14 protein-coding genes are annotated in these 12,733 nt (G+C 55.1%); 8 read left to right on the plus strand and 6 right to left on the minus strand.

Features of this window, described 5'->3' with window-relative positions; all coding sequences use genetic code 11:
- Positions 1-5: 5 nt before the first annotated feature.
- Positions 6-1,397: a calcium-binding protein gene (locus Z948_RS0111390; RefSeq protein WP_025059694.1), complete on the minus strand. Its 1,392-nt coding sequence runs from the start codon at positions 1,395-1,397 to the stop codon at positions 6-8.
- Between the two features lie 464 nt (positions 1,398-1,861).
- On the opposite strand from Z948_RS0111390, the gene Z948_RS0111395 reads away from it, so the two are divergent.
- The 6 genes from Z948_RS0111395 (at position 1,862) to Z948_RS0111420 (ending at position 7,211) form a co-directional block, all read left to right on the plus strand.
- On the plus strand, positions 1,862-2,422 hold the full coding sequence (locus Z948_RS0111395) for a F0F1 ATP synthase subunit delta (RefSeq protein ID WP_025059695.1): 561 nt from the start codon (positions 1,862-1,864) through the stop codon (positions 2,420-2,422).
- A complete protein-coding gene (gene atpA / locus Z948_RS0111400; RefSeq protein WP_025059696.1) occupies positions 2,423-3,961 on the plus strand; it encodes a F0F1 ATP synthase subunit alpha in 1,539 nt (512 codons plus the stop codon).
- Positions 3,962-3,974: 13 nt separating this feature from the next.
- Complete coding sequence (locus Z948_RS0111405) at positions 3,975-4,850, plus strand: F0F1 ATP synthase subunit gamma (protein WP_025059697.1); 876 nt, start codon at positions 3,975-3,977, stop codon at positions 4,848-4,850.
- A 19-nt stretch (positions 4,851-4,869) separates the two neighbouring features.
- Complete coding sequence (gene atpD, locus Z948_RS0111410; RefSeq protein ID WP_025059698.1) at positions 4,870-6,294, plus strand: F0F1 ATP synthase subunit beta; 1,425 nt, start codon at positions 4,870-4,872, stop codon at positions 6,292-6,294.
- Positions 6,295-6,308: 14 nt separating this feature from the next.
- The gene (locus Z948_RS0111415; protein ID WP_025059699.1) at positions 6,309-6,737 is read left to right on the plus strand and encodes a F0F1 ATP synthase subunit epsilon; all 429 of its coding nucleotides are present in this window, start codon (positions 6,309-6,311) and stop codon (positions 6,735-6,737) included.
- 123 nt (positions 6,738-6,860) lie between these two features.
- On the plus strand, positions 6,861-7,211 hold the full coding sequence (locus tag Z948_RS0111420; protein WP_025059700.1) for an H-type lectin domain-containing protein: 351 nt from the start codon (positions 6,861-6,863) through the stop codon (positions 7,209-7,211).
- 77 nt (positions 7,212-7,288) lie between these two features.
- Here Z948_RS0111420 and Z948_RS0111425 read toward each other — a convergent pair whose 3' ends face one another.
- Positions 7,289-8,308 carry a ribose-phosphate pyrophosphokinase gene (locus Z948_RS0111425; RefSeq protein ID WP_025059701.1) on the minus strand — a complete coding sequence of 340 codons (1,020 nt, stop codon included), beginning with the start codon at positions 8,306-8,308 and terminating at the stop codon, positions 7,289-7,291.
- Between the two features lie 103 nt (positions 8,309-8,411).
- Between Z948_RS0111425 and Z948_RS0111430 the strand changes: the two genes are divergently transcribed.
- Both Z948_RS0111430 and Z948_RS0111435 read left to right on the plus strand, forming a co-directional pair.
- Positions 8,412-9,008 carry a 2-hydroxychromene-2-carboxylate isomerase gene (locus Z948_RS0111430; protein ID WP_025059702.1) on the plus strand — a complete coding sequence of 199 codons (597 nt, stop codon included), beginning with the start codon at positions 8,412-8,414 and terminating at the stop codon, positions 9,006-9,008.
- Entirely contained in the window at positions 9,005-9,793 is a 789-nt protein-coding gene (locus Z948_RS0111435) for an alpha/beta fold hydrolase (RefSeq protein WP_025059703.1), read from the plus strand. Before Z948_RS0111430 ends, Z948_RS0111435 begins: the two co-directional genes overlap by 4 nt.
- A gap of 3 nt (positions 9,794-9,796) precedes the next feature.
- Here the strand turns inward: Z948_RS0111435 and Z948_RS0111440 are convergent, their stop codons facing one another.
- From Z948_RS0111440 to Z948_RS0111455, 4 genes are read right to left on the minus strand one after another with little or no spacing between them, the layout of a single operon-like run.
- Positions 9,797-10,837, minus strand: a complete 1,041-nt coding sequence (locus tag Z948_RS0111440) for a threonine aldolase family protein (RefSeq protein ID WP_025059704.1) — start codon at positions 10,835-10,837, stop codon at positions 9,797-9,799.
- Entirely contained in the window at positions 10,838-11,308 is a 471-nt protein-coding gene (locus Z948_RS0111445; protein ID WP_025059705.1) for a YcgN family cysteine cluster protein, read from the minus strand.
- Positions 11,305-12,237 (minus strand): bifunctional riboflavin kinase/FAD synthetase, encoded by a 933-nt coding sequence (locus Z948_RS0111450; protein WP_025059706.1) that lies wholly within the window; start codon positions 12,235-12,237, stop codon positions 11,305-11,307. The genes Z948_RS0111445 and Z948_RS0111450 overlap by 4 nt, the downstream gene beginning before the upstream one ends.
- 37 nt (positions 12,238-12,274) lie before the next feature.
- Positions 12,275-12,718: a MaoC family dehydratase gene (locus Z948_RS0111455; RefSeq protein ID WP_025059707.1), complete on the minus strand. Its 444-nt coding sequence runs from the start codon at positions 12,716-12,718 to the stop codon at positions 12,275-12,277.
- Positions 12,719-12,733 lie beyond the last annotated feature (15 nt).

Genomic DNA, 12,733 nt, shown 5'->3' on the forward strand with positions numbered 1-12,733 from the left:
CTCACCTAGCCAGAAATAACATCATCTCCCGCGGTGCCGCCGATTACGCCAGAGGTCGTATTGCCGCGTTCCAACTCTGCGAGGGTAAAGCCAAGGCTCTCTTCGCTGATGCCTGTCACGCCTTCAAGGCGCAAGGTGCCAGAGAGAGAAGCACCGTTGACGTTGTTCGCAACCGTATAGCGGACATCCGTAAAGCCGCCTTCGCTGTCTTCCGTCAGGCTCAGCTCCTGTGTTAGGGGCGTGCCTGCGCCACTGGAAATGGGGCCCGTGTCGATAAGGATGATATCCTCATCGGGGGTGAAATCGGTGACTTGCGCCACGATGACAAAGTCATTCTCGCCTGACAGGTCAGAAAAGGCACTGGAGATTGCGACCGTATCGGCCCCTTCGCCGGTGATGAAGGTATCGACTGTCTCAAAACCCGCCGAGGTGAACAGCTCGGTGATCAACAGGTCATCCCCTGTGCCGCCGTCCAAGGTAGTGGGGTTACTGAATTCCACCTCGCTGGCAAGGATTGTATCGTTGCCAGCCCCGCCCTCAAGGACAATGGCCCCCGCATCATCGACAGGCTCTTGCGTCAACAAATCGTCTCCGCCAAGCCCGCTCAACGTGTCTTCACCGCGACCGCCAAGGTCGACATCGGTTGAGCGCAGCGTATCGTCCCCTTCAGTCCCTTCGATCAATTCGCGCCCATCCGAGACAGTGAACTGGTCATCCCCAAGGCCAGCCACCCCTTCCAGCCGCACCGTTCCAATCAGGTCATCGGAATCCTCGTCGGTAAAGGTGACGTTGAGATCGGTATAGCTGCCGTCTTCGGCGATCTCTTGGGTTACTTCTGCAAATTCAAAAGGGCTGCCGCCGAAAGTATTGATCACAAGCTCAAGCTGTTCTTGTCCGGGGGCGAAATCCGTCACGGTCACCAGCGGGATATCAACGCCTTCGGTGGACGAGCGCGTCACGTCGAGGGCGACTGAAAAGCTGTCAGTGCCTGCTCCCCCAGTTAACACTTGGGTTTCTTCGGTTAGATCAGGAAAGCCGACAGGCACATTCGTGAGGATAGTATCATCTCCAGCACCCCCGTCCAGATTGGCGGCCAACCCGTCGATGGATGAGGTGAGCGTATCATCCCCTGCGCCCCCAATCACGGTTGGGGATTCTTCGGTCGCGAAAAGGTCGTCGCCGGTTTCAACAGGGTCGGCTACGGCATCTTCGTCAGTGGTATCAACCTCTGGCGTAGGGGCGGCCAGCACTGTTGGATCGTCTGTGTCTTCGGGCTGGTCGGTTTCGGATGTATCGGTTTCGTCATTGTCGATATCGCTGTCTGCGGTGTCGTTGTCCACGAAGATCGGTAGAAACGCGGCTAAGCCAAGTAATGCAAGAATCCCTATCGGTGTCATAATGCTGTTCCCTCCCACTGAGAAATCCTTAAAATTATTCTGTTTTTTCAAAGTCGTGTCAATGATTGCAGGGTTTTAAGGGGAGCTTGCGCAACTTGAGCGGGAAGTCTGGGGCTATTGGTTCCGAACTGGAAACAATGACCCATGGGGCTGCTGCGAAACGATTCAAGAGGGGGGTAATTTGGCCGTTACGTCACCTACAAATGTGTTACAGAATCGTTGAAATACGCAATTATGCTGCAAGTGCACAAAATTTAGGCACCTGTCAAAAGGACGCATTCTGGCCAAGTCCTTGAAAATAAAGGTTCTGGAACAATTGCGCCCTTTCCGTAGTGTATTGCGGCAATCAAAACGGTCTGTTACATCGCCACTGATTTAATCGCTTGGGGATGTTCTCCAAGCCGCGCCAACACACCGGTCTCGCTATTCTGGCGGTTCTGGTGAAGACGTATGAGAGGATGGACGTGTCCGAACCAGCTTCGATCTCCACAGGCATCGCGCAACGATATGCGACTGCCGTTTTCGAATTGGCCAAAGAGGCCAAAAAAGTCAAAGCCGTTGAAACGGATTTAACTTCCCTGCAAGATCTGATGAGCAGCAGCGACAACTTTCGCGCTCTGATCAACTCGCCGATCTATTCGCGAGAAGAGCAAGCAGGCGCAATTGCTGCAATTGCCAAAAAGATGAAGCTGTCGCCAACCATGGCGAACACGCTGGCCCTGATGGCGCAAAAGCGCCGTCTATTTGTCCTGCCGCAGCTGGTGCAAACCCTGCGCGACATCATCGCCGAAGACAAAGGCGAAGTCATTGCAGACGTTACGTCGGCAAAGGCTTTGACCAAGACACAGGCCGATAAACTGGCTGCGTCACTTAAGAAGACGACCGGTAAAACCGTAACACTACAGCAAACTGTTGATGAAAGCCTCATCGGTGGTTTGATTGTTAAAGTAGGCTCCAAGATGATCGACACATCGGTCCGCTCGAAGCTTAATTCCCTCCAGAACGTAATGAAAGAGGTCGGATAAATGGGTATCCAAGCTGCAGAAATTTCTGCGATCCTGAAGGACCAGATCAAGAACTTTGGTCAAGAAGCAGAAGTGGCCGAAGTTGGCCGCGTGCTCTCCGTTGGTGACGGTATTGCGCGTGTATACGGTTTGGACAATGTCCAAGCTGGTGAGATGGTTGAATTCCCTGGTGGTATTCAAGGCATGGCGCTGAACCTCGAAGCGGACAACGTTGGTGTTGTTATCTTCGGTTCCGACCGCGACATTAAAGAAGGCGACACAGTTAAGCGTACCAACTCTATTGTTGACGTTCCAACTGGTGACGAACTGCTGGGCCGCGTTGTTGACGGCTTGGGCAACCCGATTGATGGCAAAGGTCCATTGGGCACCAAAAAGCGCGGCTTGGCCGAAGTTAAGGCGCCGGGCATTATCCCACGTAAATCGGTTCACGAACCAATGGCAACGGGCCTGAAATCCGTTGACGCGATGATCCCAGTTGGCCGTGGCCAGCGCGAATTGATCATTGGTGACCGTCAGACCGGTAAAACAGCTGTTGCGCTTGACGCGATGCTGAACCAAGCACAGGTTAACGCTGCTGCGGGCGACGACGAGAGCAAGAAAATGTACTGTGTGTACGTTGCGATCGGCCAAAAACGCTCCACTGTTGCTCAGCTGGTTAAAAAGCTCGAAGAAACAGGCGCGATTGAATATTCCATCGTTGTTGCCGCAACCGCGTCCGAGCCTGCACCAATGCAGTTCCTCGCACCTTACTCTGCAACAGCTATGGCCGAGCACTTCCGCGACAATGGCCGCCACGCTCTGATCGTTTATGATGATCTGTCCAAGCAAGCGGTTTCTTATCGCCAGATGTCCCTGCTGCTGCGTCGTCCACCCGGGCGTGAAGCTTACCCAGGTGACGTTTTCTATCTTCACTCCCGTCTGCTTGAGCGTTCCGCGAAGCTGGGTGATGATGCAGGCAACGGCTCTTTGACAGCTCTGCCAATCATTGAAACCCAAGGTGGTGACGTTTCCGCGTTTATTCCGACCAACGTGATTTCCATCACCGACGGTCAGATCTTCCTTGAGACCGAATTGTTCTACCAAGGCATCCGCCCTGCTGTGAACACCGGTCTGTCGGTTTCGCGTGTTGGCTCCTCTGCTCAGACCAAAGCGATGTCTTCGGTTGCTGGCCCAGTGAAACTGTCCTTGGCTCAGTACCGCGAAATGGCGGCCTTTGCTCAGTTCGGTTCCGATCTGGATGCCTCCACCCAGCAGCTGCTGGCCCGTGGTGCGCGCCTGACCGAGCTGATGAAACAGCCGCAGTACAACCCGCTGACCAACGCCGAAATCGTTTGCGTAATCTACGCAGGCACAAACGGCTATCTGGACAAGGTAGAAGTGACAGACGTTGGCCGCTTTGAAGCTGCTCTTCTGACACACCTGCGCAGCAAAAACGCTGACCTTCTGGAAGATATCACCAACAATGACCGCAAGGTTAAAGGTGAGCTGGAAGACAAAATCAAAGCGGCTCTCGACGCGTTCGCTGCTGACTTCGCTTAAGGAGAGATAGGCAATGCCCAATCTCAAGGACCTTAAAAACCGGATCGCGAGTGTGAAAAACACTCGTAAGATCACTAAGGCCATGCAAATGGTTGCCGCGGCGAAACTTCGCCGCGCGCAGGAAGCTGCCGAAGCCTCCCGTCCTTACGCGGAGCGTTTCAACGCTGTTATGTCGTCGCTTGCAGCTTCTGTAGGCGGTGCCGACACGGCGCCCAAACTGCTAAGCGGTACGGGCAAGGATAAAGTGCATCTGCTGATCGTTATGACAGCGGAGAAGGGTCTGTGTGGTGGATTTAATTCCAACATCGCAAAGAAAGCCCGCGCTCACGCCTTGGACCTGATCGCAGACGGTAAGGAAGTCAAAATCCTGACCGTAGGCAAAAAGGGCCGTGACCAGATCAATCGCGAACTGGGGCAGTATTTTGTGGGCCACGTGGACCTGACCGAAGTCAAACGTATCGGGTTCTCCGATGCGCAGGGCATCGCAAAGGACGTGCTGATCCGCTTTGACGAAGGCGAATTCGATGTCGCCACTCTGTTTTATTCAGAATTCGTTAACGTGGTTAGCCAAATCCCTACGGCTTTGCAGATTATCCCAGCCAAATTCGACGCGGCTGAGGGTGATGCACCTGACACGTTGTTCGATTACGAGCCTTCCGAGGAAGCGATCCTTGTGGACCTTCTGCCGCGCGGGGTGGCAACTGCCATCTTCTCGGCACTGTTGGAAAACGGCGCATCGGAGCAGGGCGCACGCATGTCCGCTATGGATAACGCAACGCGCAACGCTGGCGAGATGATCGATGACTTGACCATCGAATATAACCGTTCACGTCAGGCCGTCATCACCAACGAGCTGATCGAAATCATTTCCGGCGCGGAAGCGCTGTAAGATATTGGAGTAACACGACATGGCAAAAGCAGTCGGTAAAATCACCCAAGTCATCGGCGCTGTCGTTGACGTACAATTCGAGGATAGCCTGCCGGAAATCCTTAACGCTTTGACAACAGAGAACCAGGGCAAAGACCTGATCCTTGAAGTTGCTCAGCACCTTGGCGAAAACACAGTACGCACCATTGCGATGGACGGGACCGAAGGTCTGGTTCGTGGTCAAGCGGTTACAGATAACGGCACGCCGATTTCTGTTCCTGTTGGCAACGCAACATTGGGCCGCATCATGAACGTCGTAGGCGAGCCTATCGATGAACAGGGCCCTGTTGAAGCAGATGAAAAGCGTTCCATCCACGCGGACGCACCTGAGTTCTCTGCACAGGCGACAACATCCGAAGTTCTGGAAACAGGCATCAAAGTTATCGACCTTCTGGCGCCATACGCCAAAGGTGGTAAAATTGGTCTGTTCGGTGGTGCTGGTGTTGGTAAAACCGTTCTGATCATGGAACTGATCAACAACATCGCCAAAGTGCACTCTGGCTTCTCCGTATTCGCGGGTGTTGGTGAGCGTACACGTGAAGGTAACGACCTTTACCACGAGATGATCGAATCCAACGTTATTGTTCCTGACAACCTCACAGAGTCCAAAGTGGCCCTGGTTTACGGTCAGATGAACGAGCCTCCAGGTGCGCGTATGCGTGTTGCTCTGACAGGTCTGACATTGGCCGAGCAGTTCCGTGACCAATCCGGTACAGACGTTCTGTTCTTTGTGGACAACATCTTCCGCTTCACACAGGCCGGTTCCGAAGTTTCCGCTCTGTTGGGTCGTATTCCTTCTGCGGTTGGCTACCAGCCAACACTCGCAACCGACATGGGCGCGATGCAGGAGCGTATTACCTCCACGAAGTCTGGCTCCATTACGTCCGTTCAGGCCGTATATGTTCCTGCGGATGACCTTACCGACCCTGCGCCTGCGACATCCTTTGCGCACCTCGATGCGACAACGGTTCTGGATCGTTCGATCTCGGAAAAAGGTATCTACCCTGCGGTTGACCCACTGGGCTCCACCTCGCGTCTGCTCGATCCACTCGTGATCGGTGAAGAGCACTATAAAGTCGCGACAGACGTTCAGCAGGTTCTGCAGCGTTACAAATCCTTGCAGGACATCATTGCCATTCTCGGCATGGATGAACTCTCCGAGGACGACAAACTGACCGTGGCACGTGCGCGTAAAATCGAGCGCTTCTTGTCCCAGCCGTTTGACGTTGCGAAAGTGTTCACCGGCGCAGACGGTAAGCAGGTTCCACTAGCGGAAACTGTTGAATCGTTCAAAGCGGTTGTTGCTGGCGAGTATGACCACCTTCCAGAAGGTGCGTTCTACATGGTAGGCGGCATCGAAGAAGTGAAGGCGAAAGCCGAGAAAATGGCAGCTGACGCAGCCTAAGGGAGCACTGAGCAATGGCAGACACGATGCAATTCGATCTGGTGTCGCCTGAGCGGCGCCTTGCCTCGGCACAAGTTGTCTCGGTGCAGATTCCGGGTACGGATGGCGAGTTGACGGCAATGCCCGGCCACTCGGCAACCATTACCACCCTGCGCCCAGGTATCCTGACGGTGGATGGCCCTGACGGGCCGTCCGAATATGTGGTCACCGGCGGTTTCGCCGAGATCACAGCCAAAGGTGTGTCCGTTCTGGCAGAACGTGCGATTGCAAAATCGGACATGACGCAAGAAACCATGGACGAGATCATGGAAGAGGCAAAAAACACCTATAGCAAGGTGAAAGAAGAGTTCGAAAACGAAGCTGGCCCAGTGGATGACGCTGCCAGATTGTTGTCGGACATGGTTGCTATGGGTGCGCACATGGGCCTTACGGCCGAAGAGTGAACCTGGGATAAATCCTTCAGAAGGCCTCGCAATTTGCGGGGCCTTTTGTATTTTGCGGCCTCGCTTTCGCCACAAATTTCAGGCAATCTAGGGTTTAGTTATGCCTCGGGACACAAACGAACGATGAAGAAGTTACGCAGTTTAATTGTTGGAGTGGACAGCGGCGATGTTGTCCTCTTTGAAGACTTTGAAGATGGCGGCGAAATGTGGACGGGCCGCGGCCAGCGTGAGCGCCGCCGCCGGATCAAATTCTCCGAAAAATACCTTAGCGAACCAACGGTACAGTTATCGATTTCATTGTGGGATATGGATGCGGGCAGTGTGCTGCGCGCGGATGTGGCCGCAGAGGCTGTCACCGAAAAGGGCTTTGATATGGTGTTTCGCACATGGGGCGATACACGGGTTGCGCGCGCGCGCATCGCATGGACAGCGTTTGGAGAGCTGGAAGATTCTGATGCATGGGATGTTGGCTGAACAAATGTGTTTCGCCATAGGTGATCCCACCCAAAGGTGAGATCACATTTTCTGGATAGACCTTTGCCGCTTTGGGCTTAGTCGTCTACGTACATTCCGTCATAGATCGGCCCAAGGGTCTCTTGCTCGAACAGGGACGACACAGAGGTGCCGTTCCAGATGTTGAGGATCGCCTGAGCAAACATCGGCGCTGTTGGTACGATACGGATGTTTGGCGCGTTCTTAACCGCATCTGTGGGCTGGATGCTGTCAGTGATGACCAGCGATTTCATCACCGAATTGGTCACACGTTCAACAGCAGGCCCAGACATAACGCCGTGGCTGATATAGGCGTGAACCTCTTTTGCACCATTCTCCAGCAGCACTTCGGCAGCTTTACACAGCGTGCCTGCGGTGTCGCAGATGTCGTCGATAATCAGGCAGGTCTTGCCCTTCACGTCACCAATCACGGTCATCTCCGAGACTTCGCCAGCTTTCTCGCGGCGTTTGTCAACGATGGCTAGCGGTGCGTTTAGACGTTTGGCTAATTCACGCGCACGGGCCACGCCGCCTACGTCAGGCGAGATGATGAGCAGGTCATCCATCTGATCTTTAAACGCGTGTTTGATATCCAACGCAAAAACAGGGGAGGCGTAAAGGTTATCAACGGGAATATCAAAGAAACCCTGAATTTGTGCCGCGTGCAGGTCCATCGTCAGGATGCGTTCAATGCCGGTCCCTACCAACATATTCGCGACCAGCTTTGCGGTGATCGGTGTGCGTGCCTTTGTGCGGCGGTCTTGGCGGGCATAACCGAAATAGGGCAGAACAGCTGTAATGCGTTTCGCCGAAGAGCGGCGCAGCGCGTCCGCCATGATCAGCAGTTCCATCAGGTTGTCGTTTGCAGGGTTCGACGTGGGTTGGATAATGAACATATCCTCACCGCGGACGTTTTCGAACACTTCGACAAAAACTTCGCTGTCGTTGAAACGTTCAACGCGGGCGTTAACCAAATCTGTGTTTACCCCCCGATGTAGCGACATGCGTCTTGCAATAGCTTTGGCTAGCGGCATGTTGGCATTGCCGGAAATCAGTTTTGGCTCTGGGGTATTTGGCATTTGGGGGAGGCTCCGTGGCAGCGGTATACAGAATCGTCTCTGGAACACCGATTAACATGTGCCTAGGGTTAGGCAAAGCAGACACATCTTAATGGAGCTCCAAATGACTCAGATCGACTACTATTTTGCAACGCTATCTCCTTATTGCTACCTAAGCGGGACTCGGCTGGAGGAGGTTGCGGCGAAACACGGGGCAACCATCAATTACAAGCCGTTCGACATCATACAGGGCTTTGGCCGTACCGGTGGTACACCGCCCAAAGACCGCCACATCAGCCGCATCGAATACCGCGCCCAAGAACTACCGCGTCAGGCGAAAAAACTGGGCATGCCCTTTAACCTGAAACCAGCGCATTGGCCCACAAATGGCGCACCTGCGGCTTATGCGTTTATCGCAGCGCAGAATGCGGGTGGTGGTGATTTGGGGCTGTTGGCCCATGTCATTACACGTGCTGTCTGGGCCGAAGAAAAAGACATCGCGCAGGACGACGTTATTCGTGCCTGCCTGACCGAAGCAGGCTTTGACCCGAACCTTGCCGATAGCGGTTTGTTGGAAGGCGCGGAAACCTATGCGCGCAATCTGGAAGACGCCGTAGAGGCAGGCGCATTTGGCGCGCCGTTCTATGTGATTGGCGATCAACGGTTCTGGGGGCAAGACCGGATCGAAGACGTTGACCTCTATCTACAAGGTAAACTGTGACGCTAGGCGTCCACACCCACCTTTTTGAAGGCGCGGACAGACGCGGATTGGCCATTCACTGTACGCTTGGCCAATCCGGTGCGTGGCGCGGCGTGGCGGCGGCATTGAAGGATGATATCAGCCTTCTGGCTTTTGATCTGCCAAGCCACGGTAAATCGGAAGAGTGGGACCGTAGCGGCGACATCCATGATGTGTCGACTGATATGGCGCGCGGGTTGATCACAGAGCCGATGGATCTGATCGGTCATTCCTTCGGGGCGACCATCGCTTTGCGGATCGCCGTAGAAACACCCGAGCTGGTGCGCAGCCTCACCATGATCGAACCCGTCTATTTCGCGGCCGTTCTTGCGGATCATCCAGAGCTGTTAGAGCAGTTCGAGGAAGATAGCGCCGCGATGAATGCAGCCTTTGATGCGGGCGATGAACGCGAAGCAGCGCGGATTTTCAACCGTGATTGGGGGGATGGCACGCCGTGGGACAAATTCCCGAAACGGATGCAAGACCACATGACGCGGCTGATCCACTTTGTCCCCGAAAGCTATGCGTTTTTGCACCTCGACAGCGGCGGGTTGCTAGATCCGGGGCGGATGGAGGGCGCAACGATGCCTTCCTTGCTGATCGAGGGTGATCAATCGCCCAAGATGAGCGGGCAGATCGCAACCTCCCTTGAGGCGCGTTTACCCAATGTCACGCGCGCCGTTGTAAAAGGGGCAGGGCATATGCTGCCCGTCACCCACCCTGAAGAGGTGGCCAAGCCCATCAGGGCGTTGTTGGCGCGCAGCTAGAGGTCAGAAATGGCTCAAAAACTGGTCGATGAGAGCATCTGTCATCGACCAGTCACAGACCAGTCGCGCGCCCAGTATCTCATCCGCGGGGCCTGTGGCAACATCACCATCCAGAACATAGTATTTCGCCCCATCGGCCTGTAGCTTTTGGTGAACCGCGCGCGGAAAACGGGTGAAGATCATGTTCGCTTGCGGCGTGTGGATCATTTCCGCCCCCGCTTTTACCAGCCCCTCGGCCAGTCGGGCGCAGGCCGCATTGGCGCTGCGCGCCAGATCTTGCCACAGGTCATCTTGCAAATAGGCCGCCATTTGGGCCGACAGGTAGCGGTGTTTGGAAAACAGATGTGCTCCGCGTTTGCGCCGCAGTTCAAACTCCCACGCCTTGGCGGGGTCGAAAAAGATCACCGCCTCAACGCCCATGCAGCCGTTTTTCGTCCCGCCAAAGCTGACAACATCCACGCCAGACTTCCACGTCATCTCGGCCGGTGTACAGTCCAACGCAACCAAGGCATTGGCAAACCGCGCGCCATCCAGATGAACGGGCAGGTTAGCGGCCTTTGCCACGGCAGTCAGCGCGCGCAGTTCTTCCAGCGTATGCACCGCGCCAAACTCAGTGACCTGAGTGATAGATACAGGGCCAGCCTGTGCCATATGCACATTGCTATTGGCAGGGCGGCGGGCGATCGCAGAGGCCAGATCGGCAGGGGCCATCTTATCCTCAGTCGGGATTTTAGTGAGCTTGGCACCCCCTGCATAAAACTCAGGAGCGTTGCATTCGTCTTCTTCTATATGGCTGTGTTGTGCGCAGAAAATCGTTTGCCACGGTTGGGTGTAACAGGCGAGGGCCAGCGAATTGGCGGCTGTGCCTGTGGCAACCAGATAGACAGCCGCATCGGGGGCCTCAAACTGGGCGCGGATGCTTGCGCGCACTTCTTCCATGATCTCGTCATTGCCATAGGGCATGGCATAGCCCGTGTTGGCCTCGGCCATGCGCTGCATGATCTTTGGGTGAACAGGGCCGGAATTGTCTGAAGCAAAAAACATCTAGATAGGCTCCTCGATGATGTGGTCTTCCCAGTCTTCGAATTCTGTTTCCCATTCGCTGACGGTACGGTGGCGCATCGACACGCCCGCCTTGTGAACGGAGTCTTGGGTGCCTGTGATCAGCGGATGCCATTTTGGCAGCGCCTCACCGCTCCAAAGCAGGCGATAGGCGCAGGTCTGGGGCATCCAATAGGCGTGATCGTCGATGTTTTCGGGGGTCATGACGATGCAATCAGGCACAAACTGGTGGCGGATTTCATATTGCGAACAATGGCAGGTCGCATCGTCCAACAGGCGGCAGGCAACATTGGTGAGGGCTACTTCGCCGCTGTCCTCATCTTCCAGCTTGTTCAGGCAGCATTTGCCACAGCCATCGCACAGGGCTTCCCATTCCTTTTTGTTCAGGGATTTCAGCGGCTTTCGCTCCCAGAACAGTTTGGACAGGCCATCGCGCTCGATCTGGTCGCTCATAGCGCGGCCAGAATTTTTCGCGCTTGCAGGCTGTCGGCATCCATCTGGGCGATCAGCGCATCAAGGCTGTCAAATTTCTCTTCGCCGCGCAGGTGTTCGACCAATGCAACGGAAAGGGGCGTGCCATAAAGATCCCCTTTGAAGTCAAAGACGAAGGTTTCAAGGTTGGGTTTGTTTTCGCCAAACATCGGGCGAATACCCATCGAGGCGACACCGCGATAGCTGCCAGCATGTGGCCCTTCCAGAACATCCACAAGTACCGCATAAACGCCAAAGGCAGGCGGGTGCAGACCGTCGATAGACATATTTGCGGTTGGATAGCCCAGTTCGCGACCGCGCTGTTCACCACCAATGACAGGGCCTTCGATGCGGTGCCAATGGCCCAGCATAGCGGCCGCATCACGCGGGCGCGCCTCTGCCAGTGCTTGGCGAATGGCGGTTGATGAAACGGTCTGTTCTGAGCGTTCCATGAGAGGGGCGATCGTGACACCAAAGCCCAGCTGCTCTCCGAATTGCACAAGATCAGCCGCCGTGCCCGCGCGGCCCTTGCCAAAGCAGAAATCAGCCCCGACAACGACGTGTTTCAGGCCAAGGCCCTTGCTGATGACCTTATCGGCAAAATCAAACGGGGTGAGCGAGGCCAATGCCGTGTTAAACGGCAACTGATACAGGCGTTCTACGCCGACTTTGGCAAGGCGCGATGCGCGCGCAGCACTGCTCATCAACTGAAAGGGGGGCGCGGTAGGGGCGAAATAGGCCCTCGGGTGAGGGTCAAAGGTGACGATGCCCAAAGGGGCATCTGGCGCCGCATTGCGCGCCAGCTCAATCACCGAGCGATGCCCAAGGTGGACACCATCGAAATTGCCAATCGCGGCAGTCGCGCCGCGATCACAATCTTCTACAAACTGATAGTCAGAAATGATCCGCATAAGCAGTGAGTAGCTGCCCCTGCGGAGACGCGCAAGGTCAGTCGAACTTGCGAGAGGGCGCTAGAACGGTGGCTTCGCCAACCAAGACCTTTTTACCATCCACAGCGCAGTGGCAATCCATCTTTACGATGCGCTTTGCGGGATCGATATCTGTTACTTTGACCTCGGCATATACGGTGTCGCCTGGGCGAACAGGGCGCAGGAACTTCATGGTCTGGGCAAGGTAGACTGTCCCATGGCCTGGAAGCTGCTCACCAATCACAGCCGAGATGAGGCCAGCAGTCAGCATGCCGTGCGCGATACGACCCTGAAAAATCGTATCTTGGGCATAGTCATCATCCATGTGGACCGGATTATGATCGGTCGAGACTGTGGCGAACATTTCGATATCCTGATCCGTGACCTGCTTGCGCAGATACCGGAACATGCCGATTTCGATGTCTTCAATTACGATCGTACCGCGTGGAAGATTGTCCAACATCCTGACCCTCTAAGT

The organism is Sulfitobacter donghicola DSW-25 = KCTC 12864 = JCM 14565 (assembly GCF_000622405.1).
In the GTDB taxonomy this organism is placed as follows: Bacteria; Pseudomonadota; Alphaproteobacteria; order Rhodobacterales; family Rhodobacteraceae; genus Sulfitobacter; species Sulfitobacter donghicola.

What these genes read in the sequence shown, in the direction of transcription:
- Z948_RS0111390 (WP_025059694.1), bottom strand. Translation starts at nt 1,397, where the DNA reads ATGACACCGATAGGGATTCTTGCATTACTTGGCTTAGCCGCGTTTCTA.
- atpA (WP_025059696.1), top strand. Translation starts at nt 2,423, where the DNA reads ATGGGTATCCAAGCTGCAGAAATTTCTGCGATCCTGAAGGACCAGATC.
- Z948_RS0111405 (WP_025059697.1), top strand. Translation starts at nt 3,975, where the DNA reads ATGCCCAATCTCAAGGACCTTAAAAACCGGATCGCGAGTGTGAAAAAC.
- atpD (WP_025059698.1), top strand. Translation starts at nt 4,870, where the DNA reads ATGGCAAAAGCAGTCGGTAAAATCACCCAAGTCATCGGCGCTGTCGTT.
- Z948_RS0111415 (WP_025059699.1), top strand. Translation starts at nt 6,309, where the DNA reads ATGGCAGACACGATGCAATTCGATCTGGTGTCGCCTGAGCGGCGCCTT.
- Z948_RS0111420 (WP_025059700.1), top strand. Translation starts at nt 6,861, where the DNA reads ATGAAGAAGTTACGCAGTTTAATTGTTGGAGTGGACAGCGGCGATGTT.
- Z948_RS0111425 (WP_025059701.1), bottom strand. Translation starts at nt 8,308, where the DNA reads ATGCCAAATACCCCAGAGCCAAAACTGATTTCCGGCAATGCCAACATG.
- Z948_RS0111430 (WP_025059702.1), top strand. Translation starts at nt 8,412, where the DNA reads ATGACTCAGATCGACTACTATTTTGCAACGCTATCTCCTTATTGCTAC.
- Z948_RS0111440 (WP_025059704.1), bottom strand. Translation starts at nt 10,837, where the DNA reads ATGTTTTTTGCTTCAGACAATTCCGGCCCTGTTCACCCAAAGATCATG.
- Z948_RS0111445 (WP_025059705.1), bottom strand. Translation starts at nt 11,308, where the DNA reads ATGAGCGACCAGATCGAGCGCGATGGCCTGTCCAAACTGTTCTGGGAG.
- Z948_RS0111450 (WP_025059706.1), bottom strand. Translation starts at nt 12,237, where the DNA reads ATGCGGATCATTTCTGACTATCAGTTTGTAGAAGATTGTGATCGCGGC.
- Z948_RS0111455 (WP_025059707.1), bottom strand. Translation starts at nt 12,718, where the DNA reads ATGTTGGACAATCTTCCACGCGGTACGATCGTAATTGAAGACATCGAA.